At 55.3% G+C, this 26,372-nt stretch carries 16 protein-coding genes and 1 pseudogene; 10 read left to right on the forward strand and 7 right to left on the reverse strand.

All coding sequences use genetic code 11. The features are described from left to right. Positions 1 to 368 precede the first annotated feature (368 nt). The 4 genes and pseudogenes from KO536_RS10675 to KO536_RS10690 form a co-directional block, all read right to left on the reverse strand. Positions 369 to 1,787, reverse strand: coding sequence for a UvrD-helicase domain-containing protein (locus KO536_RS10675; RefSeq protein WP_219261893.1), 1,419 nt, complete (start codon positions 1,785 to 1,787; stop codon positions 369 to 371). After that, entirely contained in the window at positions 1,777 to 3,507 is a 1,731-nt protein-coding gene (locus tag KO536_RS10680) for an ATP-dependent endonuclease (protein WP_219261894.1), read from the reverse strand. The genes KO536_RS10675 and KO536_RS10680 overlap by 11 nt, the downstream gene beginning before the upstream one ends. Before the next feature lie 172 nt (positions 3,508 to 3,679). Beyond that, a pseudogene (locus KO536_RS10685) lies at positions 3,680 to 4,007 on the reverse strand (DDE-type integrase/transposase/recombinase); the annotation flags it as partial. Positions 4,008 to 4,046: 39 nt separating this feature from the next. Further along, on the reverse strand, positions 4,047 to 5,384 hold the full coding sequence (locus tag KO536_RS10690; RefSeq protein WP_219261895.1) for a hypothetical protein: 1,338 nt from the start codon (positions 5,382 to 5,384) through the stop codon (positions 4,047 to 4,049). A 359-nt stretch (positions 5,385 to 5,743) separates the two neighbouring features. Here KO536_RS10690 and KO536_RS24290 point away from each other — a divergent pair, with 359 nt between their 5' ends. Further along, entirely contained in the window at positions 5,744 to 7,372 is a 1,629-nt protein-coding gene (locus KO536_RS24290; RefSeq protein WP_257622880.1) for an ATP-binding protein, read from the forward strand. Further along, a complete protein-coding gene (locus KO536_RS10700) occupies positions 7,372 to 8,208 on the forward strand; it encodes an HNH endonuclease signature motif containing protein (RefSeq protein WP_219261896.1) in 837 nt (278 codons plus the stop codon). The genes KO536_RS24290 and KO536_RS10700 overlap by 1 nt, the downstream gene beginning before the upstream one ends. 30 nt (positions 8,209 to 8,238) lie before the next feature. Here the strand turns inward: KO536_RS10700 and KO536_RS10705 are convergent, their stop codons facing one another. Beyond that, complete coding sequence (locus tag KO536_RS10705) at positions 8,239 to 8,895, reverse strand: hypothetical protein (RefSeq protein ID WP_219261897.1); 657 nt, start codon at positions 8,893 to 8,895, stop codon at positions 8,239 to 8,241. A 495-nt stretch (positions 8,896 to 9,390) separates the two neighbouring features. On the opposite strand from KO536_RS10705, the gene KO536_RS10710 reads away from it, so the two are divergent. After that, positions 9,391 to 11,202 carry a hypothetical protein gene (locus tag KO536_RS10710; protein ID WP_219261898.1) on the forward strand — a complete coding sequence of 604 codons (1,812 nt, stop codon included), beginning with the start codon at positions 9,391 to 9,393 and terminating at the stop codon, positions 11,200 to 11,202. A 331-nt stretch (positions 11,203 to 11,533) separates the two neighbouring features. Here KO536_RS10710 and KO536_RS10715 read toward each other — a convergent pair whose 3' ends face one another. After that, on the reverse strand, positions 11,534 to 12,433 hold the full coding sequence (locus KO536_RS10715) for a hypothetical protein (RefSeq protein WP_219261899.1): 900 nt from the start codon (positions 12,431 to 12,433) through the stop codon (positions 11,534 to 11,536). 31 nt (positions 12,434 to 12,464) lie between these two features. Continuing rightward, positions 12,465 to 12,809, reverse strand: coding sequence for a hypothetical protein (locus tag KO536_RS10720; RefSeq protein ID WP_219261900.1), 345 nt, complete (start codon positions 12,807 to 12,809; stop codon positions 12,465 to 12,467). 217 nt (positions 12,810 to 13,026) lie between these two features. Between KO536_RS10720 and KO536_RS10725 the strand changes: the two genes are divergently transcribed. The 7 genes from KO536_RS10725 to KO536_RS10755 all read left to right on the forward strand — a co-directional run bounded on the left by KO536_RS10725 (position 13,027) and on the right by KO536_RS10755 (position 26,363). Further along, complete coding sequence (locus KO536_RS10725) at positions 13,027 to 13,434, forward strand: hypothetical protein (RefSeq protein WP_219261901.1); 408 nt, start codon at positions 13,027 to 13,029, stop codon at positions 13,432 to 13,434. Positions 13,435 to 13,443: 9 nt separating this feature from the next. Beyond that, a complete protein-coding gene (locus KO536_RS24540) occupies positions 13,444 to 13,722 on the forward strand; it encodes a transposase (protein WP_374105702.1) in 279 nt (92 codons plus the stop codon). Between the two features lie 523 nt (positions 13,723 to 14,245). After that, positions 14,246 to 14,632: a hypothetical protein gene (locus KO536_RS10735; protein WP_219261902.1), complete on the forward strand. Its 387-nt coding sequence runs from the start codon at positions 14,246 to 14,248 to the stop codon at positions 14,630 to 14,632. A gap of 173 nt (positions 14,633 to 14,805) precedes the next feature. Beyond that, positions 14,806 to 18,336 (forward strand): hypothetical protein, encoded by a 3,531-nt coding sequence (locus KO536_RS10740; RefSeq protein WP_219261903.1) that lies wholly within the window; start codon positions 14,806 to 14,808, stop codon positions 18,334 to 18,336. Then, positions 18,333 to 18,734, forward strand: coding sequence for a hypothetical protein (locus tag KO536_RS10745; protein WP_219261904.1), 402 nt, complete (start codon positions 18,333 to 18,335; stop codon positions 18,732 to 18,734). Before KO536_RS10740 ends, KO536_RS10745 begins: the two co-directional genes overlap by 4 nt. Continuing rightward, complete coding sequence (locus KO536_RS10750; RefSeq protein ID WP_219261905.1) at positions 18,646 to 19,176, forward strand: hypothetical protein; 531 nt, start codon at positions 18,646 to 18,648, stop codon at positions 19,174 to 19,176. The genes KO536_RS10745 and KO536_RS10750 overlap by 89 nt, the downstream gene beginning before the upstream one ends. 14 nt (positions 19,177 to 19,190) lie before the next feature. Next, entirely contained in the window at positions 19,191 to 26,363 is a 7,173-nt protein-coding gene (locus tag KO536_RS10755; protein ID WP_219261906.1) for a hypothetical protein, read from the forward strand. Positions 26,364 to 26,372: the final 9 nt, after the last annotated feature.

Genomic DNA, 26,372 nt, shown 5'->3' on the forward strand with positions numbered 1-26,372 from the left:
GATTCGAGGGGTTAAGCATGAGGGAGCAGAGGTCAGACAGGAGCCAGAGTACGCGGGCTTCGGGGAAGCGAGCATTGCGAGTTACTGCCCGGGCGCCGTTTGCTAACGCACTACATATGTCTTGGTAATTAATCGGAATGTCTCGCAAGATCGAAGCCAAGTCACTCGAGCTGAATGCTTCAAACGTCAGTGGCGTATCGTCTGGGTAGCGGGTGTACTGCTCTGACACTGCTGTTCCTTAGGTCATTTATGGCTCGTGATGGCGAACTGACAACGCAGGTGATATTACCCGAACTTTGCGTTTAGAAGCCCAGGCGGTGGACATGCCAGCAGAAACGCGTACCAGCGGATTTTTGAGTTACGACCTACTACCTAGGTGGCATAAGAATGGGCGTCTCGGAACAAACGACCAGTTTCTTCGCTCCCCGGGTCATTGCCACATAGAGGTTATTGGCATCCATCTGGCTGGGATTTAGGATCACAACGATATCCGATTCCAGACCTTTGAGCAGCAGTGTGCTACCCACAGCGCGACGGGCCAAGGGCCTCCCTAGATGCCTGTTCCGTTCTCGTATCTGCAGGGCTGCATCTCTCAGTGAGTGCGTGCCGGCTGCAGCCATCCGTAGGGCACTCAGGCAAGCCCGGAAGATCTCAGGCCTGTAAACATGCGTACCAGGTTGGGCTCCGAAGCTCTCAAGTAAATGTGCTGCGGCAGCAAGGCCTGGCGCCTGTTGGAAATCTACTGCGCTACGTTCGATGGCGGTCGGCTCCGTGCGGTTACGACCACCAGTGATGATTGTCACGCGCCCCATAAGAGCTGCAGCCCCTACCCCAGTCATTACGTTTGCGGCGAGATCCACCAGTTCATTCAGCGCCTGGCCGGAAGCAGGATCAAAAGATCTGGCAAAACTAATGAGTTCGCTGAGTTCGACATTTTCAACCGCGGTGGCCCCGGGTGTTTGGCTAGACAGGCGGAAGCGGCTGGCGGGGTTCGTCGAATCTCCAATGATCAGGGCTGACTCGCCATCCCTGATCCGCACTAGGGCTGCATTGCGCCGCTGGGCCTCTGCGGTTTCGGGTCGGATCGCAATCCACTCGACTTCCTGTGGCGCACCGCGCAGGTCGATCCCCTCTCCAGCTGCCAAGGGGCGCCGGAGTTCGAGGAGCCATTGACCCAATTGCTCGGTATTGGCGCGACGCCAACGCCAAGGAGTATTTAGGGTTCCGATCGCGGGGAAATGCGGGGTGACGTCAGCCTGCCAGTTCACCAATGGGTTTCCGCGAAAACCGAAAATCGCCTGCATGGGGTCGCCAAGGACGTAGGTAGGAATAGACTGGGCAATCCAGGCGACGATCACGTGCTGGGAGGTATTGCAGTCCTGATACTCATCAACCAGGAGGCGTGAGTAGCTCGCCCGGATCACGGGGCTTATGTGGCCGCTCTGCAAAAGAAGGCCTGCCGCATTTCGGATGGCAGGGTAGTCATGCGCGCGGTTTTCGAGCAAAAGGATTGCAGGGTCGTGCCCGCTGCGTGCCGGGAATCTGCTGATCAACCTCATCGCGAAGCCGTCCAGCGTGGTGACCTGGTACTTCGAGGATTGGATGTGCGCTCGCTGAAGTCGCGTGCGCAGCGCGGCTACCCCTGCGTTGGTGTGGGTCAGAATCAGTATGGGCTTGGCATCGGTATGAGCAGCCAGAGTGTCAGCGATCAACTGGGTTTTTCCGCAGCCTGCGGGTGCCGTCACGGAACCCCGCGGGAAAGCTGAAAAATCTATCTCAGCCGGCATGCACCCACTCCTTGATACCGTTGATGACTCGCTGGAAGCCTTCTTCAGCCATGGGTAAGTGCGGGCCAATGATGTCTTTGGCAATAGCCTGGTAAGTCGTCACCGATTTGTACCAGCCCTTTGAGCGGATCCGCGAAGCGACTCCCAACAAAACACGGGTTTGCGCAGGATAGACATTTCCAGCAGCACGATGCTCCTGGATAGCCTGCAGGCTTGATCGACCTTCGGATTTCGACTGGATCTGCCCAACGACTCGCTCGAGTTCGTTTACTTCCAGCGCTTTTGCGATCAACGCATCAATGGCCAAGTCAGGCAGGCTGGCAAACAACTCATCTTCCAGGGCCCGCCTCTGCCCCCAGGTAATTGTTTGTCCGCCCCTCGCCAAGAAAGTTTGGGCGATTTCCGGCGTGGGCGGCTTGTCCGCGTCGACAAGAAGGAGCACGCGATAACCTAGGCCCAGTAATGCGAAACCCCGGTTATAGATGTTATCCGTGGTACCTCCTCCGGCGTTTACGTAGGCACATCCCCTAGCCAGAAATGAATCATGGTTGGCGGCGCTCCAGAACTGATCGAGTCCCCGAACCAGACCAACTTCACTGGCCCCTTCACACACGATGACTTGCTTCGCCAGAAAGGCCTCAGGGTCAGCTCGCAGGGTGCTCTGTACATCGTTATTGGTGCCGGCAAGAAATATCAGGTGTCGGTCGGCCACTTTGCGCACGACGTACAGCTGGTCACCTGAGAGCTCGCGCAGGGCCACTGGGGAATGTGTGGTGATGAAAGCTTGAAGCGGTTGCTTTGGATCCTTGGCGCCCATGGAATCTAGGAATCGTACTAAGCGGTGGGGCTCAAGGCCGTATTCCACCTCATCTACCAAGGCGATGGTTGCGGCGTCGGCGGCCATGCGCTGAAGGCCCGCAACCAGTAAGCGTGACGAACCTGTGCCAAGGGATCGAAGCGGTATGCCCGCACTGTCATGCAGTGCAATGGCGCCATCGCCGATTGAGACCGCGTGGGCATCCAGTAGGGCCTGTGCGCCCTCGCCCACGGGAACGCCTAGATCTCGTGATGTCTGGTTCACGATATCCAGGGGATGGCGGAGTTGAGCGGAGGCCTGAGCACCGAAGTTTTCCCGGGCCTGCCTTGCGGCGCCCGCCAAGGCACCACTCAGCTCCGGCCGCTCTTCGGTCAATCGGTTGAGGATCGAGTTTCGGCTCCAAGAGAGGTTCATGCTGGCGAAGCTGCCGATCCGCGCCGGCGCAATTCTGGATCGATCTTTCCATGCCAAGCTTCTCTCAGTACCCGCTTGAGCGGCGCGGTCTGAATGAAGCGTCCACGTTGGTTCGAGATCGCTAGTGACCTGCAGTCTCAGGGTTAAAACGGTTTCAAGCCCTGTCCCCGGCTCGTCCTCCACCACCCCCGTCTGGAGATTGATACCTCGGAGAAAATCACCATAAGCCTCCAGATTGATCATCTCATCAGGAAGGCAGCCCAGCGTTACGGAGATCGTGATGGGCACATCGACGTTCAGGTTGTAGAAGTCGGTGTCGCTGAACGACATGCTACGTCGGGCACCGAGGCATAAATCAATGGCATCCAGAACGCTTGATTTACCGCTGTCTCCTGGGCCAATCAGGCAGTTGACACCGTTGGACGGTGCCCAATCTAGGGCTTGAATGGCCCGGAAGTGACGGATCTCGAGCTTTCGTATTCTGACCATGCCTACTGCCTCCTTGCGCCAAGTCATCGCGGGCCTGATTGGCGATAGTAGCCTTATGGCAACATCTCCGCAAAGTAGCGTGCGCAGACATAGAAGCAAGTGAATCGCCCGGGATCCTCTAGACACCTTGCAAGCTCATTGCATGACGCTTTTCAAACTCTACCGGCGACAGCTAATTGTTGAAACCATGACGACGTTTCGCGTTGTAGAACATCTCGATGTAATCAAACACATCACTACGTGCATCTTCCCGTGTGGTGTAGATTTTCCGCTTGATCCGTTCCCAGCTTCAGAAGCTGAAAAAAGCTCTCGGCCACGACATTGTCATGACAGTTGCCACGACGACTCATGCTGGCAACTAAGTTGTTCGCCTTCAAAAAGCTGCGCCAATCGGAGCTACTGTATTGGCTGCCCTGGTCGCTGTGAACCATCACTTCCTGTTTCGGTTTTCGCCTCCAAACCGCCATCAACAACGCATCAATAGTCAAATCACTGGTCATTAGTCATGGGCTGAATGATCTTTGCCCACCGGTGAATTATCAACTTGGGCTGCTGTCTGCCTCTGCGCTGAGCGCCTTGCGATCTAGCTCCGAAGATAAAACAGATGGGAATCCACGGCTCTCGTAGTCAATCCGTTCCCCCGTGTAACCTATAATCGCGAAGAGGATTTCATAGAACAGTTTGATGTTAGCGAACGTGAGATCTGCCATTCGTTGCCAGTCCTCACGCGCTTCGCCAGCGACGACAGCGTGGGCGGTCTCGCTTCTTAGCTTGTTCCACTTTCCTCCCACCTCAGGGCTGATTTTGCCGGCCTCCGTGAGGGCGTGAAGGGCGGTTTTGGGCTTAAAGTTACCGGATCCGCCCAGGCAGGAGCGGAGGAGGCTTTTCACCCGTTCATCAATTTCCAGCTGCATGACTCCAGGAACAGCGAGATTGGCCAGCTCGGCAAAATGTTTATCCTTCCCCAGCGGCTCGAAATAGGTCTTGAGCACGCCCTCGATGCACACGCTCACGTTGAGTGCGGCGGACTCGATGCCTGCTTGCCAAGCTCTATTCAGCTTGTTCCAGTTGTCGTAATACACCGCTCCGTCGTGCTCAAAAAAATCGACCAGAAGGGTAAAGACCGACCCGAAAAAGTCCGAGGCGCATCTGAAGGGAATTTCAACCGGTGGAGAAAGCTGTTTGTTGCTTAGCTGGATATCCCTCGAATAAAGCTGGACGGTGGACACTCCCTCGTAAATCTTTTCAGTAACACCAAGCTGCAGGCGAACCCCGCTCAGCACGTTTAGTGTCTTACTAATCGCCCTGGCGAACTCGTCACTCAGATGGCCGTCCTGCACCGCGACGTCGCATCCCGACTCATCCTTTGTGATGGTCACAGTAGACTCGCCGCAAAGAAACTCCAGTCCAGGCGCTACTGTGAGGCGAGGTGCTGGGAAATGATGGTCGTCGAAATAAATCTGGTGAAGCGTATTCTGTCGGCTCCCGCGGAGCGGGTGCTCGGAGCTGAGAAGCTCTATGGATCCCTCGACCACGCAAAACTCATGGCGGTAGCTACCGCCAGAGGTATCAACACCCTCTGCCGACCAGACCTTTCCACTGGTATCTTGCCCCTCAAAATCGAAAAGCGAGTCCTGATTGATCAGCTCACCCGCTTGGCCTGAGAAACTCATGGCCATGTGTCGCGTTGCTTCATCACTGATGCAGGCGTGATAGACAACGTACCTAAGTTGTCCCTTTTCAAGGTGGACGTGGCCAGGCCCGGTGAAAACTATGGGATTGGCAGAATGCCGTTGAGTCAACGTGATACGGCTGAAATGCAGAACCAGTTCCCCATGGATGTATGCACCGACGTCGACGCCATGAGCGTTGATCATTCAGGATCCTTCCTCTTCAAGATAACGACGACACACTCAAGTGTGCACGACTGTGGCCAAGGTTACTTTAGCGTAGACTGAATCACTTCTATGAAGCCAGTTTGCTCCTTGAGGGAGCCCGAAGCCGTCCCCCCTCCGAACATGTCGAGCTAACATCAGTGGCCATTCAATTCTCACAAAACAGCCAATTAATCCGGCTTGACGCCCATGCTATCGACCCGTCCCCGCGAATACGATCGTCAGCTGTGAACTGCACAGCAATGCGCCGAGCCCCTTAGTGGCCTATAGCGATAGCAATTTGGTATCGTATACCTCGAATATTTGAAATTTCTCACCTGCGTGAAGTAAGGGATTGAACCATGGGGTATAAGTTCTTAATTAGGAAGCAAAAAGGAGCCTGGCCTAAGGAGGGGTTACCAGCATTTGTGCTCGAACAGGACAATTGGGACGACTATGGGTTCAGGACACAATATCATCTATCTTACGTCACATTGGACGAAGCAGGCCAGCGCGTAGTTGACCATATAGGGCCGGTAAAAATTATCCGTTTGGGGCAAGTAGATGACAAGAAGTCGCACGTTAATGAAAGCTTCAACGAACTAGATGATGACTTTTGCTCAGTGGGAGAATCTTTAGACTACTATGAAAGGCTGGGGCAACTTTCAAAGCTCAAAAGAAAACAGGCATTGACTGGTCTGCGGGATGTTGTTTTTGATCCGGCACTAGAAGAGATCTTTCGAAACGAACCAGGTTGGGCCACATCCTTATTCCGGGACGGAAAAGACGACAAGTATTTAAAAATCGCATACGGCTTAGTTACCGGGGACTACACGGAGCTTCCTGGGGAAGAACTAGCCTTTTCAGTCAAGTTCGATAACTGGCTGAATAGCCTGGACTTCAAATTTATCAATCGCAGGCCTTACCGGCGACGGCGGTCGATCCTACCCGCTCGCATTGCTGTTCTCGTAGGCGCCAATGGCTCAGGAAAAAGCACCGTACTGGCCCGCATCGCGCGACTAGCGTTCGCTACCATCACAGAAAGAAAAGAGATGATATCCCTCGGCACATTAAAGCCTGCTGGAATTGGGTTTCCGCGCATTGTTACTATCTCATTCAGCGCTTTTGATAGCTTTCATCTGCCGGGATCAAATACGCGAAATCGCAGAAAAATACTTGATGAGATGGCTTCTGGTACTGGTAGGTTTGCATATGTTGGCCTGAGAGACCTCAAAGCTGAAGGTTCCAGGATTGCAAGAGGTGCGGAAAGTGAAGTCGGTCCTTTCGGGGATGCCGATAGGCTAGGTGCCACCCGACTTAAATCCATTGAAAAAATCGCAGAAGAATTTTACCTATACCTATCCCAAATCACCGACCCCACAAAGGTCACCATCCTAAATTCGTTACTCGCAGGGCTCCTCGAAGGTTCAGCATTCGATGAATTATTAGATCACGATCTGAATGAATGGGATAAAGAAATTCTCCTTTCAACCTTTCTTAAGTGTAGTACCGGTCATAAGATTGCCGCACTTGTCGTCACTAGTTTGATCGCTGTCACAGTACCCTCCTCTCTGGTATTGTTTGATGAGCCCGAAACACATCTACACCCACCTTTGCTCGCAGCCCTCATGCATGCCGTAAGGGCAATCATGGAGAACAATAATTCGTTCTGCATCATAGCCAGCCATTCGCCAGTTGTTATTCAAGAAACGCTGGGGGCAGACGTAAGAGTACTTAAGCGTGATGGTGACTGGGCCTTTGTAGAGGGCGTAGGCAGCGAAACCTTTGGGGAAAGTATCGGCTTTATAACTTCCGAAGTCTTTGGGCTCAACCCCGAGGCAACTGATTACCATCGGGTTTTGGACGATCTAGTGGATCGAGTGGATGACCAAGAGGATCTAGAGGGCTTGTTCTTACAAGGTCAAATGAGCCATCAGGCCAGATCATATAGTATGAGCAAGCGCTTATTTCTGAAAAGGGCTAAGAAATAGTGTGGAACTTAAAAAGACCTAGCTTAACGTCTATTCGCTCCGACCTGGACGCACTATTCCCCGAAGGCACCGGGGCAGGTATTTCCGACGATGATAAGCTCAAAGTTTTAGAACTTTACGATGAATACAAAGAAGCGATGGGTGAGCCCAACCCAGTGTGGAAGACAAAGTTACTGTCTAATGAATCTAGAGATTTACTGTTAACAGCTTACGGAGAGGTGTCGGATAAGGGTGAGCTATCCTTGCTTCGGGCAGCATTGAAGAAAGGTGCAAAAAAATGCCCCTACTGTGGGTTCGGCGAAATACGCGACCTAGATCATCATTTGCCCAAAAAACACTATAAATGTTTCAGCGTGTTCGCATTGAATCTAGTACCTTCATGCTCGAAGTGCAATGGCCACAAACCACGAACGCCACCTTCTGCAAGGGAAAAATATCATATTCATGCGTATCTCGACGACGTCTCAGATTTCAACTTTTTGGTAGCAGATATTGAGATTTCAGACGGCGCTTTATCCGTCATATTCAGTATTGAAAAGCGTAAGGGGATGAGCAACGAGTTGACAAATCGTCTGAGGCAGCACCTTACCGATTTCAAGCTAAACGAAAGATATATTGCACAGATAACAAATTACCTAGAATCACAAGAGACTGGATTGGATGACAACTTCAGATTGGGCGGCGCTTCTGAAGTCAGAGCGTATTTGCTTCGCACGGCCGACTCCATCGCACGTACGAACGGCGCCAATGACTGGCGAGGTGCTTTAGTGGTGGCGCTTGCAGAATCGGATGAGTTTTGCGACGGAGGTTTCTATGAAGTGCTTGGTTTTACCTAGCCGCATGTCTGGTAGGAACCGGTAGTGGATCTATCTAGCCCTCCAGTGCGCCGCAGTTGGGCCTGAAGCTGGACAAGGACAATTCTTCAAGCCTGACGACTGAAAGGTACATAACGAATAGCGCTGGGCACTACCCATCAGGCCCGATACGCCCCCCCTCAATCTTCTGAGGGCGCGCATCGCATAACCGGGCCTCGTTGGCCCACAGCCACAGGAGCGACCATTATCGTGTTTCACATTTCCCCACAACTTAGCCGGGCAGACAGCATTGAAACCGATGGCCTCGACAGCCGAGCTGAGTGATGGCCAATACTTCAAATCATACTGATACTGCAGAGTATTCAACTCGGCTTTCACATAAGACTCGAGCAGGTAATTATGTTCTGAGGCATCGCCGACGACATCGAGGATATGGTAGTAAGTATCGCAACTGAAGCTGGTTCTTTCCTTCAGCTCGTCACGCCGTGCCAAGAGGTGCGCAAGCTCATTCGCAACCATCGCGATTTGCTCATTTACATCTATAAGCGCCTTCCGGGCACTCCGCGCCTCTTGGATCTTTTCCGGGTCCCATGCCACGGGCGTATGAACGAACACATCAAAAAATGCGACCAGTGCGCGAGGACGATTGGCAAACGACTGGTAGATCTCTTCGTAGGTCTCCTGCAGTTCAAAGCTTCGAGTCAGCATGCGCTCGATGAATCTGTTTACGCTTGGCCAAATATTGCGCGCTCGGTTGTACTCCATATCCTAGCGAAGGATGGCTTCAAAGCTTTGCACAGCGTCAGAAGAAACAATTGTCACTCGGTGTCACACAGGCTTGTAAGAATGCTGGAAGATTACTGAGGAAAAGAGGCGTCGTCGGTACCTATATAAAAATTGTGTGACTTATAGGTACCACGCTGACACCACCTCCAGGCTAGATAGCCACGGCCCGTAAAACCAGTCGGAATACCCGGTCTGTGTCACTTACGTGCGCACCTGTCAATTGCGACGGCAAAAGCGCCTCCCACATGGATGAGTGTTAATCCCAGTTTCCTTTAGCCTCGCGTCACGCACTCCCAAAAACTGTTGGCAAACTCTGCTTAGCAGCCCTCCTGCAAAGTATGATTTATACTGAGACCAGCCTGAATACCAACTGGGCCTCCCCCCAGTGTAAAACCAATCAACGCCAAGGAGTGCGTCATGCCGGCCAGTTACCCACCAGAGTGGTTTCAGATGGCAGACGTCAGGCGGCGTCGACTATCAGCAGCCATCTGGATTCCCTTGCGTCAATCCGAGTTGCTCCACAAAGGCGGTGTTGATAGAGAGCCTGGCGCATTTGAAGAAACGCTTTGCGTCGGCTCACTGGCGGTATACGCAGATCAGCGTGAGATAGGCGAAACGCTGGGTTGGGGCTCCATTGGGTTGATGCATACCCCCGGCCCCTACGCATTTGGCAACGGCCGCTACAAGCCAGCAGATCAGTATCTCCATGACGAAGAAGAGCCGCCGGTGGGTGTGGAGCTCGTTCTTCTGAATCATCTCAACAGTGATCACGATACGGAATGGCTGATAAACCAGGATTTGATCCTTGCACTGCAACTGATGCAAGAAGGTGATTCTTGGGTAAGCCCCAACGAGGGGTACATAGAGGTTGTCCGGCAGCGTAGAAATGAAGATGACCGGGTCATTGCCATTGAAATTCGTGCAGAGCATTTGCGCGATTATTTGTGCGCTCGCGGCCTCGCCCTCAGGCTGGTGCAATACCGGGAGCGCAAACAATATGTCACCGATGCTTCTCATATTCCGTGGCACGGGGCTCCTGTAGAGGAGCATAAGGCCAATGAGCTCTTCAAACTGCATACCGTTAGTATTAGGGCTGATGGGGGGCTACTAGGTCGCACGTCGGTCATGAGAGTCTGGCGCACAGATGTCGACCCCGAAGAAGACGTACCGGAATTCGCAGCCGAAAGCAACAGCAATATGGACTACGAGCATTATGAAGTCGAACACTCCGGGCTCACCTATCAGCAAGTAGACGGTCGCCTCTGGCGTGAAGAGTGGGTAGAGCCCGCAGCGAAAAGCGAACGAGTTCGTGGAGATCGGCCCGAGGAAGAGCTGTATTACACGACAGGAGCCGCTGGCGAAAAGCTGCCGGCCAGCGCGCTCAACGATGAGGACATCGGGCTGTATCTATGGTTCAAGGCAGATGTAATTGCAAACCTGTTGGCGATTAAGGGTTCGGCGTTGGAGTGGTACACATCGGAAACTGGCTCGGTCAAGTGCTCGCCGGACTACGATATTCATTTTGGGGTAAACGAGCAGAACCATATCAATGCTCACGCCTACGACATCGTCAAGCTACCACTTTGGCAGCAAAAGATATGGCATGGGTTCAACACCTCGCCAAACGGTCGCCCCTCACGCGAACTGGTTGCATCCCAATTCCAAAGCGATCCCGCAGATACCATCGCGCCGGAAGCGATGTTCAAGATGGTGATAGTCAAACTGAACTCGCTCTTCTCCGAACACTTCGAGGCTCCGTTGTTTAAACCCCATGACCATTCGGCTGATATCCTGCGTAACTGTCACCGCTTCCGCGCGTTAGACAAAAATGGGGTGTTGGCGTTGGCCAAAGACATTTCCAGATTGACTGTGGACTCTATCGACATCGAGCTTCTGAAGCAGACTGTGGATGTTGACCCTAAGGAAAAACCGGGAAGCCTGAAGCTCCTGGAGCGCCTGCTGTTAAAATATTGCGACAAGGACGCAGCACGTCAGATGATGACACCGCTTCATATCGCTTACGGGCTGCGCCTTGGCGACGCTCACCTGCCTTCCAAAACAGATTTGGAGGACGCGCTACGCGATCTGAATATAGCTGACGACGCTCATCCAATCACAATCGGAGCAACCTTGCTGGGCCGGGTGGGGATCAGCCTCATTGAGATAGGGAATACCATTCATACTGGGCTGAAAGCCGCCAATTCACCTCTCCGTGAACCCATTCCTTGATGTCGTTACGAAACTCTTGGATCTCGACCGGCGAGTATTTGAGCTTTTCAAAGGTCTGGCCCAGCTGCAGATCTATTCGGTTGCAGACCTCATTGCCAATCGTTAACCCGATGACCGCTGTGATTTGCTGCTCATTGAGCTGGAAAATATCCACGTTGGGGTCTTGCTCGTGCAACTGCGCTAACGCATCGGCTGCTGCATTTCTCATCGGCTTGTAAGGCCACCGCGGCTGCGACCGCACAGCTGAAAGCGCGTGCAGATCAATGCCCCTCTGCCCTAGGCGACGGCACAGTCAACTTGCCGCCGCCCTGTTGAGCTGGAGCTGTGCCAGTCAGATGAGGAAGTTTAGATACCCGCGTTTTCCCGCTGTGGAGTTGTGATACTTGCGGAGCCAGAAGTATTTCTTGAGCACGCCTCGGTAGACATGTCTGAGTTTCTTGTCGGAATAGTTTATTCGGTAGGCTGCCCAAAATTCCTGGATCGATTCGATCACCAGCTTCTTTTGAGCGGTGAGGTACTCCTCACACTGTTTACGCGCTCGGACAGCCGTTCCAATACCAGCAAAGCTCCCCAAAGAGCGTGCTACAGAAGGCGACTTGGGGTCCGCAGCTGCCAACATGAGATCGAGAGTGTTGACATAGGTGACGTCTTTCTCCTGCACCAAAAACTCTGAGTCGCCATACATGGTTTTGAAGAGCCAGCGCACCATTTTCATCAGCTCCTCGTTGCGCAGCACATCATCGGCTAAAGCGAGACGGGCCGACTTAGCCTTCCCTTCTGCCTCGCTCGCCGCGCTGAGGCCTGCACCAACGGCAAAACTGTCGTTGATGTCACAGTACTCGGTAGAGATGCCGCCCCGAAAAGTGATCTGTTTCTCCAGCAGGCACTTATTCATCAAGAGGCCCAATCGAATGCTCAAGAGCATCAGTGTGTTGGCCGAATGCATCAACACACGCTGAGCATTGGTCTCCCCGGCCACCTCCTTCGGTTTGAACGTCACCACGATGGAGTCGGAGATGCAGGCGCTTTTGACGTCATACCACTCGTACGGGTTAAAACCACTCTTGTCCTGGTACCCTTGCACCATAGCCTTTTCATACTCGACGAGAAGGTCTCGGTTGGTGACCATTAACTCCAGGAGCTCTTGCGCCGACTCATCGCTGGTCACTGCTGTATTCAGCTTCTTGAATCCCAGCATGTCGATAAAAACTGTCCACTGCACTGCTTTCATTGCTTAGAAATCACTTATCCAAAAGAGGTGGTCAGGAGGGTACGTGGAACACCACAGCAGTGATGATCAGCTCGCGGTTCGCGTCACCAGGCTGGTGGAAAACGTAGCGGAAGCCGCTTTCATGCGGATATTTCTCCTTTCGTTTGAAGTTTACGTGAGCCTGGGTTGTGGCATCCACGCCCGCGAGCACCCGGCTCGTTTCGACGGTGGCCAGTTGCATCAGGTAAGCAATCAAATTCTCAGGCGTAGTGTTGAGGAATCGATTCGCCTCCAGCCGCTCAACTTCAGTGGGAAGTTTCCCATTGGCCTCAACGAGCAACTGGTCGAGTTTGTTGCTGGAGAACAGATAGCCGTCAGATGTTGGCGAAAAGAACATCCTGAGTACCTCGATGAAGGATGATGGCAGATCATACTGGCTTTCTGCCCACACGAACCACTGTCACGCGCCAGTGCTCGCTGCAGTCTCCCCAGGCAAGACTCCTGCCAGGCGCGCCTGCGTGATGAAACAAATGGACACCAAAAATCCAGGATGACCGCACACTGTAGTGCGAGCATGACCACGCCTTAAACCGCTCTATCTCAAGGGACTCCATATGCGTAAGAGAAGTGACCCGCCGACCCGAATGACCTACTTGGGCATGATCATCTCGATGCCGTTCATCTTCGGGCTAGCGCTCTGGATGCAAGGTGATCTGACGCCCCAGACAGCCACCCTCACCCTCACCGTGACCGGGCTTCTCTATCTGAACCTTCGCTGGATCCAAGACTTCTTCCGCGCCGGCTGGCAGCAAGACTTCGAGCATAAGCTCGCTCACACCCACGCAGAGCTCGCCCGCAAAGATCTCACCGCGAAAGAACGTCGTCGGCTGGAGCATTACCGGGACCAGTTGCCCAATCGCTTTCACCTGGTCACCTCTCCGGACGAAACGTACCGCACGGTCAAGGTTATCGGCGTCGCGCTCAAAGCTGCCGCTACTGTCCTGAAGAATTTCTCGCGTTAAGCCTGCTCAGTGAGCCCCCTTCGGACGCCCGCTCCAGGGCGTCCACCAATTCGTCCGACGCATCCCGTAGCCTACGATTCTCCCTCCCGTCATCCGAGTCGAGCTGAAACTCGCGAGCATGGCGAAGAGATGACGCGTAAATCCAAGCCTGGATTACCCCGCCTGTTTGATCGCCCCAAGTACCGCCAACGTAATGTGATCGAGCGTATGTTCGGTTGGCTGAAAGAGAACCGCCGACTTGTGACACGCGTCGACAAGCTCGCAAAAAGTTATGGTGCGATGGTTTAGCTGGCTTGTGTCATGCGGTGTCTGCGAAACCTTTTTTCAGACAGAGCTTAGGAGTGTCCTGGAAACTAGCTCTATGAACACAAATCGATGAACAGGCGAGTTAATTCCGAGAATATTGAATCTGTAATGTCGGGCCCGCGAGCCACTTATGAACATCTGACATCGCCCACATGTTAAATAACATTGGCTATCTGCCAAGGACGCATGTTGGTCTAGATTTAATCGTTCAAAGCGCCGCATTCGAACCCAGTTCGAGGACATGCTTTAGGCATCTCCACTCGAGAGCCATACCACTGAAGTTTTTTTGATTTTAATTTGCCATCACTGAATTGCTAGCCTAGGGTTCCTCATTACACTGGGCATACTTGGTCACAGACGGCACGCAGGCCTCTCACGAGGAATACCAAATTAGTGTGCTTCGCCAACCTTGAGCTCTTTAGTGTCCAAGTTGCGGTTGATTTCAATCAGTTTTTTGGCAAGCGGACTGCCAATCAGGCCCGCTTATTAACGCAAGGAGCATCTCATGGTAGGCAAGGTCACTGTTTTCAACAGCTACAACGAAACTATCTCAAAACTGCTAATCGCCAACAACGACGCAGGCCCCATCGCAGGCTGGTCAACTGGCACCAACCCGCCGCTATACACTCCATCGGCACTGAGCGTGAAGCGCTCGAAGTATCCCTCGACGGATAACACGGCCGTATTCTCTTACGGCGACAACGTGCTAGTTTTCCCATGGGCCAGCCGAACCGGTAATACCACGGTCAATATCCCAGTCGATACGAGCCTCGATGACGACCTGATTCTGTATCTCACGCAGAACCAAGCGATCCTGCTTACGGCGCGTGGAGTCGTGCTCAAAATCACCTCGATCACCACCAGTTTGAGCGCTCAAGCCGCTCAACACTGACGGCCCAGATAACCGTGCGCCGCGATCACCTAATCGCGGTTCACTGCCCACGGCAGGGTGATTGAAGACGCCATTTGCTCATGCAGATCGAAAGCGATGCCGTTTCAGGCAACCGCTTCGCTTTAGCACACAGGGTTTGATGCGGTATCAGCTCGACGGAGATCGTGTATCCGATGGAACGGAAAACTGACCTGATCTTCACGAAAATTGCGTACGTCGACGGCTTCGCGCTGTATTCGACAGTATGTCCATCTGCTGTCCGGATGGGCTTCCTGCTGTTGCCGGGCGGTCCTGACCTTGCTCCTTCCGAGTTAACGCTGTTGCAGGCTTGGCAGCAGTCGGGGTACTTCCTGTTTTATTCCGCGTCACAATCAGAGCCGCTTAACCCGTCCTCTATCGTGGTGGCGCTCGGGATCAATGAGCCTTACCACACCGTACGAGGCGTGGCGTGGCTGATCCAAACCCCGCCACAGCAATGGGCCTACGTTAAGGTACCTCTGCTGCAGATGTCACCAGACAGCGGAAAAGTCGGAAGCTCCAACGGCGTTCTTCCGTTCGGTCATGTCGAATTGTTCCTGCCGAGCGGTACGCCATTGAAGCTGCTCCCGGACGTTGGAAAAGCCAGTTTCGCCGGCAGCGGTATTGGACTGCGTCGTCATGGCGATCAGGGTACGCCACTGGTACCAGACAACTTCACGGTATCCCTATCGTTTGACCCGGCCTCTCCTGGACTGTTGAGTTATACATCACTTTGGGATGCATACGATTTATTCGGGGTGTTCGCGGATGACCCACAAGCCGATGGTTTTCCGGGGGGAGAGTTGCGCTATTTTTACGTGGATCCGCAGACGCAAGGATTCAAGCAACTGCGCTATCCTGTCTTGCCCCCCCTGCCCCAAAGCGACTGGCCGTTGCTCGCCTTCGACTGTGAGATGGACCCGCTCGCCCCGCTTGATGGTGCGCGAACTCGCTTCCTGTTTCAGTCGCAACCACTTGACGAGCTGGTGTCGACAGTCGCCCGAACCGTAACGGGCGAACTCGTTACGATGGTCCCGATTGCTCCGAAGACCGGGGCGCGGGCAGGGCTCTATCCAGCGGCACGGCCCGGCAGTGGCAACTCACCTGCGGCCTATCTCGCGCCATTGGGGCCGTTCCTGCTGACAGTGCCGCGCGGCATGGCAAAGCTATCGTGCGGCATGCTCGGTACCGAGTATCTGCGTGTTGCAAGTGGTGATGTCATCGAGTTCCTTCCTTCGATGCCGGCGTGTTCGAGATCGTTTGGCACAACCCACCTCAGCCGGCAACCGTTGACCTTGGGGGACGAGACCAGACCGGTTCTCGAAGGACCTTATTCGACATCCTGGGTACGCATTCGCCCGGGGTCGACACCAGCAACGCGCGGTTATTATGCGCAACCGGGCGCTTCGGTGAGTTTTGGCCGCGGAGCGGTGGCCATAGATATGTACTACCCATCGGCCGTGTCATCTCTGGTCTCGACGCTTGAGTCACCAACGGCCGACGATAATAGCTCTGAAGCATTTCCGATGGTGTTCTACGGTGGCGTTTTCGCGCTGGCCGATTGCGACGTTCAAGATGGCGCATGCTTGACCAGCTACGAAAAACAGGTGATTGCCTGCCTCCGTGGCTCTCTGATTCGTGGCAGCGCACCTGCCTCTCCCCTTTTCATCAGCGAACAGGGCACGCAATTGCCAGGTGCCCGCACCGCAACACCGCAGGGAATGTTGGTTCAAACCAACACGGCCGCGTTCTTGTCGGAGCTCAAGGGCACTGCAATTCCAGAGATCGGCACATGGCGTTCGCTGGTACTTGCACGCTACGGCGAGCAGACGCTGTCGTTCGACGCAGATCAGGCAACCGGTGTGGTGGACGCGCATCTGGCAAGCACGCTAATGCGCGAACAACTGTTTCTTGTCGTCAACGATTGGGAGCGATTCCCGTACATCAGTCGCTTGATCGAGGTCGCCGGCTTTAACTTCGAAATTGCGCGCGCGCCAGGCGCAACCACCGGCCGAGACACTGTTCTGGTATTCAAGTATGCAACCACGCAGAGCCTCGCCGATCTGATCAGTGCACCAGAAGGTTGGGCAGATACCGACTATTTTATCGGCAACCCCGCAAGCGTGAGGTACGCACAGCTCAAGCTGCAAGAGGCCCTGAACATTGCGCAAAGTGCGCGTCGCGATACCGACGATCCGTTCTCCGACTTCCGCATCCGGGCTATGGACCCTTCCTGGACCGGTATGCTTGCATTCAACGCACCGATTAACGGCAACGGTATGCCGGAAGATCTGCAGATGCTGTTGGCCGGCATCGATGGACAGTTAACCGCCCACCACTTCGGCGTACAAACCAACCGAATTGGCGACGGCGCGGACCACGAACCAGAGATACTCGAAAGCTCCTTGTTCGGCGTAATCTACCACCACACGAAAGACACCCAATCATCGCCCTCTGGGGATAACCAAACAGACTACGCATTCGTTGTTCAGGAACTTGCAGTCGCGATCAACAAGTCGATCGTCACCCAGTTCCACTGCCGGGTCGGCATGACAATCCAAAGGCTGTTCGGCCGTGAGGTAAGGCTTGGGGGATCAACTCCCAACCGAGGGATGGTACCGAACACAGTGGTAGTGGCGGGCCGTTATCAGAAGCGTGGCGACGTCGGCACAGTAACGTTCAACGACGGGGAGCATGGCAGATTCGAGTTCAATCCTGACGGCTCACACATCCGCGTGATCGATAGCCTACTGATCAACGGCGCAACGCTTGTACCGGTCTCAACGCACGACACATCCCGGGACACGTCCGTGAATACCGACACCGTGATTGCCTCGCGTTTTGCCTTAAGCGGTACGCTCACCTTCGCAGCAAATCCCTTTCCCGGTGTGGAGGGGCTCGACCTGTACTCGTACGGTGCGGGAAACGCTGGTGTTGAGCTGAGCAACCTCGCGTTCAAAATCACCTGCAGCCTCAATGCGGAAGGCGCGCGTATCGGCCCACCTCAAATCGCGCCTGACCTATCCGAGCTCATGGCCGCTGACGATCGCAACGGACTACGCACGGGTGCACTGGCGCGCATGCTGCCGCTTAAGCTCCAGGCCATCCTGCATAACGAGGCCGGACTCGACATTAGTGCGCTCGGAGCGCTGCCTGTTCAGGTGCCGATGCTGACTGGAGTCGAGACGAGTGTGCCAGTAGTGGCCATACCCAATGCGGGTTCATCCGTCGCCGGTGGCGTCAATACGATCAAGACCCAGGTGGCGTATATCGCTTCGAAGCCGCAATACGCACTGCAATTTTCACTGCCGCTGGGCTCCCTTGGAGCGTTGGCGGATGCGCACGCCACGCTCGACGCGTCCCTCATCGTCGCCTGGGGACCTAGCACCTACACGCCCGACGACGATGGCGCTGCGCTGTTTGTACTGCTTCCGCAGGTCACCGCAGGCGCATTCGGATTCAATCTGCAGGGCCTACTGAAAACCACATTCTCAGCGGCCAACCTTGGGCTGGTGAAAACAAATGAAGGGCCCGCTTATGTGCTGATGTTCAACAACGTGGCACTGAGTGTGTTTGGTATCACGCTTCCGCCGAAGGTTCTCACCGATTTCATCCTGTTTGCGGACGCCAGAAATCCTGGCGGCGGCAATCTGGGTTGGAGTCTTGCAGCCACGCAGACGTCATGAAACTCGACGATCCCATACTCGCCGCACGCAGTATCCGTGCCCTGATGAGGGCACTCAACGACTTCTACGGCTGGAGCCTACCGATCAAGGTGCCGGTTGACTCGCCTCTCGCCGGGCTGTGGGCGGTTGCCATCACTGTGCAGAAGGACCCGGTATCCGGCGTGCTTTACATCGCGAACGGCAGCACGGCCTATCCGCTAACAGAGATCCTGGAAGGAGCCGTCGACGCGCAGGTTCTCACCAGCGACGCCCAGGCGTTGCCCATCGGTTACATCACCCACCGTAGCGTTAAGGCAAGGAGAAACAAGCATGAGCAAGCCGTCAGCAAAATCACCACAAACAAAAGCGCCCGCAAGCAAACCGCCAGCAAACCGCCCGGTCGCCCTGGTAAAGGATGATCCACCCGCTACGAAACTAGTCTTTGGCCTCAACTTTGATCTCCACGGGACGATGGTGCCGGTGTCAACAGACGACATCTCCAAGATGAAGACTGAAGGCATCGACTTCACGCTACCGGAGCCCGTCGACCTCGGTACGCTCAACGACTTCACGGCCTGGTTTAACAAGCAGTTCGGAGTGAATATTCCAAGTGCCGATCAACTGCCAGCACCGCTCGACAAGATAATCGGAAAGCTTGCAACGCTAGACGTTGCGGTTGAACAGTTCCATATAAAGGTGCCGGGTACAGCATCCAAAGATCAGAACAAATTGTTCACCCTGGCCATGTCGGCAATCTGGCCGGACGGTGAGGGGATTGATCTGATTCCCGGCGTATTGTCCATCCAAGGCGCGGTATTCGGTGCAACCAACGAATCACCGAAATCGAAATCAAACGGCTGACACGAGCCCTGCCCATGACGCGATTCACGCTAGACGTACAAGCCACCCTCCAGTTGCCTTCATCATTCGATGTTGCGGCTGCTGGTGCCAATGCGGCAGGTTATGGCCTGCAGTTCGGCTTTGCAGTCGGCGACGGCCCCACACAATTCGTGTTGGGGCCGCAATCGACGCAGCAGCCTATCAGCCTGCGCACGCTCATTGAGCGAATTGCAAAGATGTTGGGCATCGATGCCTTGAAGCAGATCGCACATCTGAGCTCTTCGCTGCCCTGGAGCAAGATCTTTGCTGTAGAGATCGCTCCTTATCTGACGGTTTCAATCGGCGAAGAAACGGCGGTACAACTGGTTGTGAAGCTCTTCGAAAAGGGCGATTACGGCATTAAACTTGGTGGCAACTATGGCCCTATCACCGTTGAGCCCAACTTCACGGTCTACGACCTGATCGTTGGTTACGACAAGTCGAAAGGTGGTCTTGACGTGAGCGCCCGGGTTCAGTTCTCCGAACAGGAGTCGTTCAAAAAGCTGCAACGCCTTGAGGCTGGCCAATTACACCGCGGGTTTCCTGGCAGAGTGTTGGCCGGCCTGCAGGAAGATGAAGACAAGAAGACGTCTGTAGTTAGTTATCCGTTTCCAATTCCCTCACAGGGCACCAGCAACTTCCAGGTGAAATATCTCGGCCTCGGACAGCGATTTGGGCCGACCGCGGACTTGACGAAGGATGATCCAATCAAAGAGATGTTCAACGAACTTGAATCGGTGTTCATCACCAACGACCCCCGCAAACTGCTCGAAGGATTCGGTAAGTATTACGACCCGTCGCGTGACTGGTTCGTTGCTGCGCACCTGCTCGTGCGCGGCTGGGAAATCCGGGCTGTCTTCAATGATCCCGTACTCTATGGGTTGGAGATTACATGCTCGCTCGATCAGTTTGAGGGGCTGCTTTTCGAGATCTTGTACCAGAAACTCGGTCCGCATCTAGGCGTCTATTATGGCGCACTGACGATGCCCACCAAGTACCGTCAAATCAACCTCGGCGCTGTGGCGCTCACCCTGCCCTCGTTCAAAATTTGGATATACACGAACGGAGACTTCAAGGTCAGCGTTGGCTGGCCGCTTGGTTCGGAGTCAATCGGCTTGCAGGTTTACATCTTCACCGGTGGCTGCGGTTTCTACTTCGGAAAACTTCGAAGCGGCGACAACCCGACAAGCGCAACAATGGCTCTCAAGGCAATCGGTTCGGCGGCGGTCAAGGACGTTGTAGCCTACAACCCTATCGTGACATTCGGCCTCGCGATGTGGTTCGGGGTTGGACGATCAATAAACGCGGGGCCTTTTTCGGCTTCGCTGTCGCTGACTGCGCAGGGTACATTCCAGGGTATTCTCGCGTGGCGGGATGCCGCAGGCAGCTCTGTCTCAAGAACTCCCGATTATTATTGGTTTGCCGCCACAGTCGGCATCGTCGGTCAATTGCAGGGCGAGGTCGACCTCGCCGTCGTCAAGCTATCGGTACTTGTGAGATTGTCAGTCGTGGCCGGCATCGCGTTCGAAACCGAATACGGCACGATCATCAACATAACCGCGCGCGTGGATGCCGAAGCACGCATCAAAATCTTCTTTATTACCATCTCGGTGGGCTTCCACACCACGATATCAACTAGCTTCGAAATCTCTGGCGGCAAAGCCACCGCAAGTCTAAATGGCCCGCTCAACCCGGCCTTCCATGGCATGAACGACTGGGCACATCGCGGAATCGAACACCACGAGCGCAGCTTGCTTGAACATCGCGCCCGCCTGGTCAGCGACGCCGCTTCGGCTGGCCAGCCAACATGGAGTCCCACCGCCACTGCCGGACCTGCCGAAGTGGCGCTATCATTCCTGCTTCAACCATCGGTGGTCTACGCCGGAGACGCTGGCAGTGCAGTTGGCATTGCCACGCTGATCATCGGCGCACCTGGGGCCGACGCGCCGAATACTACAACTGCACTCGATACACTGCTGACCACGCTGGCGACCTGGCTTCTGCGCACCTGGTCAAACAACAAAGGCAGTTGGATCGATGTGGTGTCAAACCTTGGCCAGGGTCGTGGTCTGACGCCCGCAGATTGGGACACGAAACTGGAGCACTGCCTGTGCACTGAGGTGAATTTCACGCTTAACCCAGTCGATCTAGGCACGGCTGTAGGGGATTGGGCGCTGTTCCCCATGTTCGATTGCCTACAAATGACCTGGGCCGGGAACGATACGCCCGTCGTGTTCGCTGATCATGCTCGTACCTACGCGGATTACCGCCAGGTCGTCGAAGCATACTTCGCACAGCTTTCGCTCAGCATGCTTACCGATAACCCGGACAGCCGTGGCGCGCTTCGCTTTGGTACCGCGAATGCAGATTCGCCGAAGGGTCCGTCGCTGACACACTACATCTTCGGAGACTACTTTCTGTTGATATGCCGTCAAATGGCGAGCAGCCTCGCGGATAGCGAACGGTCTGGCGGTTCCCCAAGCGCACTACCAGACGACGCGTTGGTACGAACATTAGGTGGACTGAGCTCACGCTACCTGATGAACGGGATGCGTATCCCTGACCCCGCTACCACCCCGGCCGATTTTACAAAGGTTGACCTGGCGACGCTTGACATCGGCGCAGGCTATGCACTCAACGGGCAACAGTTCACCGTTACCACGACAAACGGCGCGCAGCCCGCCTCCCTCACGGCGACCCTCTCACTCGCACCAGCCTCGCAGGGCCCGGTTTTTAAGGTTCCGGTTAAGTTCGCCAATGGTGACAGCAGTGTCACCTCCACCCTGCCGGTGGAGGCCGTACCCCCGGTGCCACGGCCGATCTGGCATCGCCGCAGCAAACTCCTCGCCGCATCGCCTGATATCAGTATTGCGCCGATTCCAGCGGTGCGCAGCGAAGCAATCTGGTACGCCATTCGGGAGCGCCTTCCGTGGCAGTGCCAGGAGGAAGCGCGCTTCTTGGTGCCGCTCCCTCCTGCCCTGCTTCGGCAGTATGCCGGTGCGCCGCTCACACTTACGGTCCAGACCGGTCGTCCGCAAACCCGCGACTCGGCCGGAACCCAAAAAATTATACCGGCCCTGATGATTCAGGTGCCAATCTCCGTGGTTAACCGTGCTGAAGCCGGGAGCGTTGACTCTGGCGGCGGCCCGGTAAACCCCTACTACACCGATATTTACCGTGTCGGCGGTTCAGACAACGAGACCCGTGAACGCATCCACGCGCTGCTCAGCGCAAACTCGCTGGTGGGGGCGACCGTCTCTGTGCTGTATAACGCCGACACCACGGGCTTTCAGTCTGGCGTGCTTTCGTTGGCCACACAGCCTGTACTGCTCGCAAAAACCAACCTGTCGACCAGCAGCGAACCTTCCCTGGCCAACCTGCAGATGCGGGAGAGTATGCTGCGCGTGAGCGACGACACGTTGGGCCCGGTTTCCACGTTATTCCCTGATCCTGATCACCCCGACACATCGGAAAACTTAAAACGCATAGAAGCCCTGCTTCAGATGATTTGGGAAGTCAGTGTTACCCAATCTGGCGGCTATTTTATGCGGTACGCCGATGCAACCGGCCAGCCACTTCCCGTACGTATCTTCACGCCCAAGGGGCAGCCGGCTCCGATTGATGGGATTCCGAACGGTGACACAGCCACCCTCACACTGCTCGTGAGTTTCCCAGAGTCAAACACGTTCCAACCTTGGCACAATGCATTCGCGTTCACGCCGCAAGCCAGCGTGGACGGTACGCTCTACATCGGCCTCGCTGACGCAGCAGGCAATCCGCTCCTGCAGTACCAGCCATCCTATCCGCCTGGCTGCATAGGCTTCGAGGCCGGCTGGTCGTTCGCGAATACGATGCTCACACGCGAGTCCGGCACGCTGTATGACGCCGACTGGATCGCCGCGCTCTACCATTTGATGCAATTTCGAGTCGATGGCGCAGCTGCCGGCAGTGCGGTGCCATTTGACACCTCGTTGTGGAGTGTCGCACTGAGCCCCTCGACTGACAGCGCCGACCCCGATGCATACGGAAACACGAGACCCGCGGGCTTCGACGCCAGCAGCCAGACTTACCGGCAGGTAGTGCCTGCCTATCGCTTCGTAGCCAAGGGCGCAAAAGTCGGAGACACGGCGCTCCCCTACGCGGCCGTCGGCGGAGAGCCAGCACTGACGTTGCGGGTCAACGATGTGTTCGGTAACGCACTTAATAGTGCAGCCGACACATTCACAATCAGTTTCCCGGTGCGTTACAACGATGCGCTAATTGCTCCGATGGAATGGCCAGGCGTGCGCTGCGCCTATCGATTTGAAAAAGACCAGCTGGAGTTATCGGTACATTTCGACTCGGCGCTTGTGATCCGCACCGATCCAGCATTGGCTCACGTGCGCGTGTATGGGTTGAGCCCCGGCGCCGTGGCAACCGCTGAAGACCGTGCCAAGCAGCAGATCAGTACCGCGTTGGGCCGCTATGCAACCGTGGCCGCCCAACTGGCGGACCCGCATACGACAGTGACCATTACGCAAACGGTCCTGCCCTCGAACGGCGGGAAGATCGGTGATGGGGATGTCATCAAGAACGCGCTCGCTATGTTCGCAAATAGGGTAATCGAGGAACTCAATACCGCACTTGCCGGAGGCGCCGCAGAGTCTGTGCCCCTGGTATTGCAACTGCCATTCGACAAGACCGACCTCGCAAACCGCAGCGACGACCTGTTTGCTGTGACGGTCACGCTCACTTTCGAGCGGCCCGCCGATCTGGTGGACGAGATGGCACGCACCGGCATGCCTGGCGCAGTAATGGTGGCAATGCCCGTCGCTGCCGATCTTGACCCTCCGGCTGGAGGGACCGTTCGTGCGCAAAAGCGCGCAACGGCTGATGGTGGAACGCCTGTCGAGGACGTCGGTCTCGACTGGTTCGCCAAACAGTTCGAGGCCTGTTTCATAGGATTCGACGGCGCCAACGGTATGGCTAGGCTCGCAGTGCGCACTGACTCGCAGAGCTCGGCGACCGGCAATGGCGGCGCATCGCTGTGGTGCATGCGCTGGAGTAAAACTCACGGTATAGACGTAGATTTTCGGCAAAACCAGGCGAGCTACTTCACACTGCTACCACTCAATAACAAGCTTATGGATGGCCCCGCGCAGGTGCCGGTCTATGATCTCGATACTCTAACGCCCACTTACACCCGACAGACGTTCAGCGGTGTCGATATTGACGCATGGGCGCAGAGCTTCTTATCCGCCGTCGATGAAATTCTCGCCCCGGCCAACTGCATCGTAATAGCCGCTCTTGACGGTAGCGACTACCAGACACTTATGGGGTACAAAGCAACACTGGCCAAGGCCTTGGCAAAGGGAGTCGGACCGGTATTCCCGTTATTACCGAGCGGTGACCTCAGCGCTGCCCAGGATCAATACGAACAAAGCGTGTTGACCGCCCTTTCCACTGCCTACTCGGTTTCTGCTGTCGTACAGATGCCGGCTGACGTGACGGTGGTAAATACTGCGGGGGTCGGATCTGTGCCCCCGCGCTTCTTTGGCAGCCTAACAGCCGGCGAGCCCGCCGCCACACCTGCATCCGCCTGCAGCATTACCAGCGCCAAGCTACCGATCGTGACAAGTACTGCGTCGCAACCCAGTCTTCTCAACTTCCTGTTGACTGCGGCGCATGCTGGTGAAGATGCCAACCTGCATCTGGACCTCACGTACTCTGCGCGCTTTGTCGAGCATCTAATCGAGGAAGCGGAGTCAGCCTATGGGTATACCCCATCCGAGTGGCTACGCTTCGTTCTCGATTTAACGCAAGACCCATTGGCCTTGCCGCTGGGGATAATCGATGCGCCAGTACCAGTTCGCAAGTTTCCCGCCTCTCCAGTCCTACTGACACAACGTGCCGAGCAGACGAAACCAGTCACCGTCCTTCACTCGGGCGCTGCAGTGCTGCAATGGAACTACTCCACGAGCCTGGTGTTGGCTGAAAAGGAGGCGCAGGACGAATTATGGATGAAGTTGACCTACAACCAGCCGCTCAGTAACCAGCAGCTTTTTTCGTCTGCATCGGAGCTCGGCACAATAGAAGCGGTGTACGAAGCGCTGGCATCATTCATGGCAGCCTGGCCGGTTTTGAGGCCCGCCGTAGTCGCCCTGCAACAAGTGGGCATTGGTACGCAGCCAGGCAAGCCAACACCACGACAGGTAATCAGTGCACTGCTCGATCAAATCTCAGTCGTCACTTGTTCATGGGCGGCTTTGCGAGGTCTATCAGGCAAGGGACCTCACTCCGCAATCAGCGACGAAACACCGCTGGCACAGTCAAGCACGGACTATGTGCTTAATTTCATTCACGCGTTCGACGAACAGAAATCCTTGCAATTGTTCGCCAGCGGGACGTGGGTTGGCGATCAATGCGGCGGTGCGTCCATCATGTGGCCGACCATTAATGGCCAGGCTCATGGCGCAGTTTCGCCTGCAGGAAATGACGCGCCCGATGGTACAACTTGCTGGTTCGTCACGAGCTACCCATACACGGAGCTATCCGATACGGCTCCAGGCTCCCTCGAATTAGTATGGGAGGACCTCGACATTGCAACGCGGCAAACCGCACTGTCGAAGTGGTGGATCGTGCGCAACGCGAATCTTGCCGGTGCTGGTGGTGCCCAGACCAACCGAGCTCTGGTCTACCAAACTCCACACGTTTCATTCGCCTCGCCGGTGGTTCCAATCATCACGATGCCAAGCGCTACATTCGACTCAGGTCCGTCGCTGGTGGGAGCGATCGTCAGCGCGCTGACGCCGCTTGCCGAGGCCACCAGAGCCGCTGCCAAGGATCGTCTGCTGAAAATCACCATCACGCACAGCTACCAGGTTGCGGCAGCCCCCGAGGGGAAAACCGGGCTATGGAGCGACCTGCCGATCCTTTTAGCCAACGATCTTCAACTCACGACCGAAGCGGCTGATGGGTTATCTGAAGGCTCCATCACGTTGGAGGTGTTGGCCAGAAAACTAGCAGATGACTGTGCCCGATGGTTTGAGATCATGCAGCCATGCACCGCAAATGCCCTACTGCGTTTCGACGTGACACTCTTCGCCAACGTGGACGGCACTCAGGTACCGATCGTATTCGCACCGTCGCTGGACATCCAGGTGCCGAATGGCTGGTGGCCGAAACCGTGATTTGGACAA

The sequence above is a fragment of the Pseudomonas sp. NKUCC02_KPG genome (assembly GCF_019345465.1).
In the GTDB taxonomy this organism is placed as follows: Bacteria; Pseudomonadota; Gammaproteobacteria; order Pseudomonadales; family Pseudomonadaceae; genus Aquipseudomonas.

Excerpts from the sequence above, each read along its gene's own strand:
- KO536_RS10675 (WP_219261893.1), bottom strand. The coding sequence starts at position 1,787 with ATGCCGGCTGAGATAGATTTTTCAGCTTTCCCGCGGGGTTCCGTGACG.
- KO536_RS10680 (WP_219261894.1), bottom strand. The coding sequence starts at position 3,507 with ATGGTCAGAATACGAAAGCTCGAGATCCGTCACTTCCGGGCCATTCAA.
- KO536_RS10690 (WP_219261895.1), bottom strand. The coding sequence starts at position 5,384 with ATGATCAACGCTCATGGCGTCGACGTCGGTGCATACATCCATGGGGAA.
- KO536_RS24290 (WP_257622880.1), top strand. The coding sequence starts at position 5,744 with ATGGGGTATAAGTTCTTAATTAGGAAGCAAAAAGGAGCCTGGCCTAAG.
- KO536_RS10705 (WP_219261897.1), bottom strand. The coding sequence starts at position 8,895 with ATGCTGACTCGAAGCTTTGAACTGCAGGAGACCTACGAAGAGATCTAC.
- KO536_RS10710 (WP_219261898.1), top strand. The coding sequence starts at position 9,391 with ATGCCGGCCAGTTACCCACCAGAGTGGTTTCAGATGGCAGACGTCAGG.
- KO536_RS10715 (WP_219261899.1), bottom strand. The coding sequence starts at position 12,433 with ATGAAAGCAGTGCAGTGGACAGTTTTTATCGACATGCTGGGATTCAAG.
- KO536_RS10720 (WP_219261900.1), bottom strand. The coding sequence starts at position 12,809 with ATGTTCTTTTCGCCAACATCTGACGGCTATCTGTTCTCCAGCAACAAA.
- KO536_RS10725 (WP_219261901.1), top strand. The coding sequence starts at position 13,027 with ATGCGTAAGAGAAGTGACCCGCCGACCCGAATGACCTACTTGGGCATG.
- KO536_RS10735 (WP_219261902.1), top strand. The coding sequence starts at position 14,246 with ATGGTAGGCAAGGTCACTGTTTTCAACAGCTACAACGAAACTATCTCA.
- KO536_RS10740 (WP_219261903.1), top strand. The coding sequence starts at position 14,806 with ATGGAACGGAAAACTGACCTGATCTTCACGAAAATTGCGTACGTCGAC.
- KO536_RS10745 (WP_219261904.1), top strand. The coding sequence starts at position 18,333 with ATGAAACTCGACGATCCCATACTCGCCGCACGCAGTATCCGTGCCCTG.
- KO536_RS10750 (WP_219261905.1), top strand. The coding sequence starts at position 18,646 with ATGAGCAAGCCGTCAGCAAAATCACCACAAACAAAAGCGCCCGCAAGC.
- KO536_RS10755 (WP_219261906.1), top strand. The coding sequence starts at position 19,191 with ATGACGCGATTCACGCTAGACGTACAAGCCACCCTCCAGTTGCCTTCA.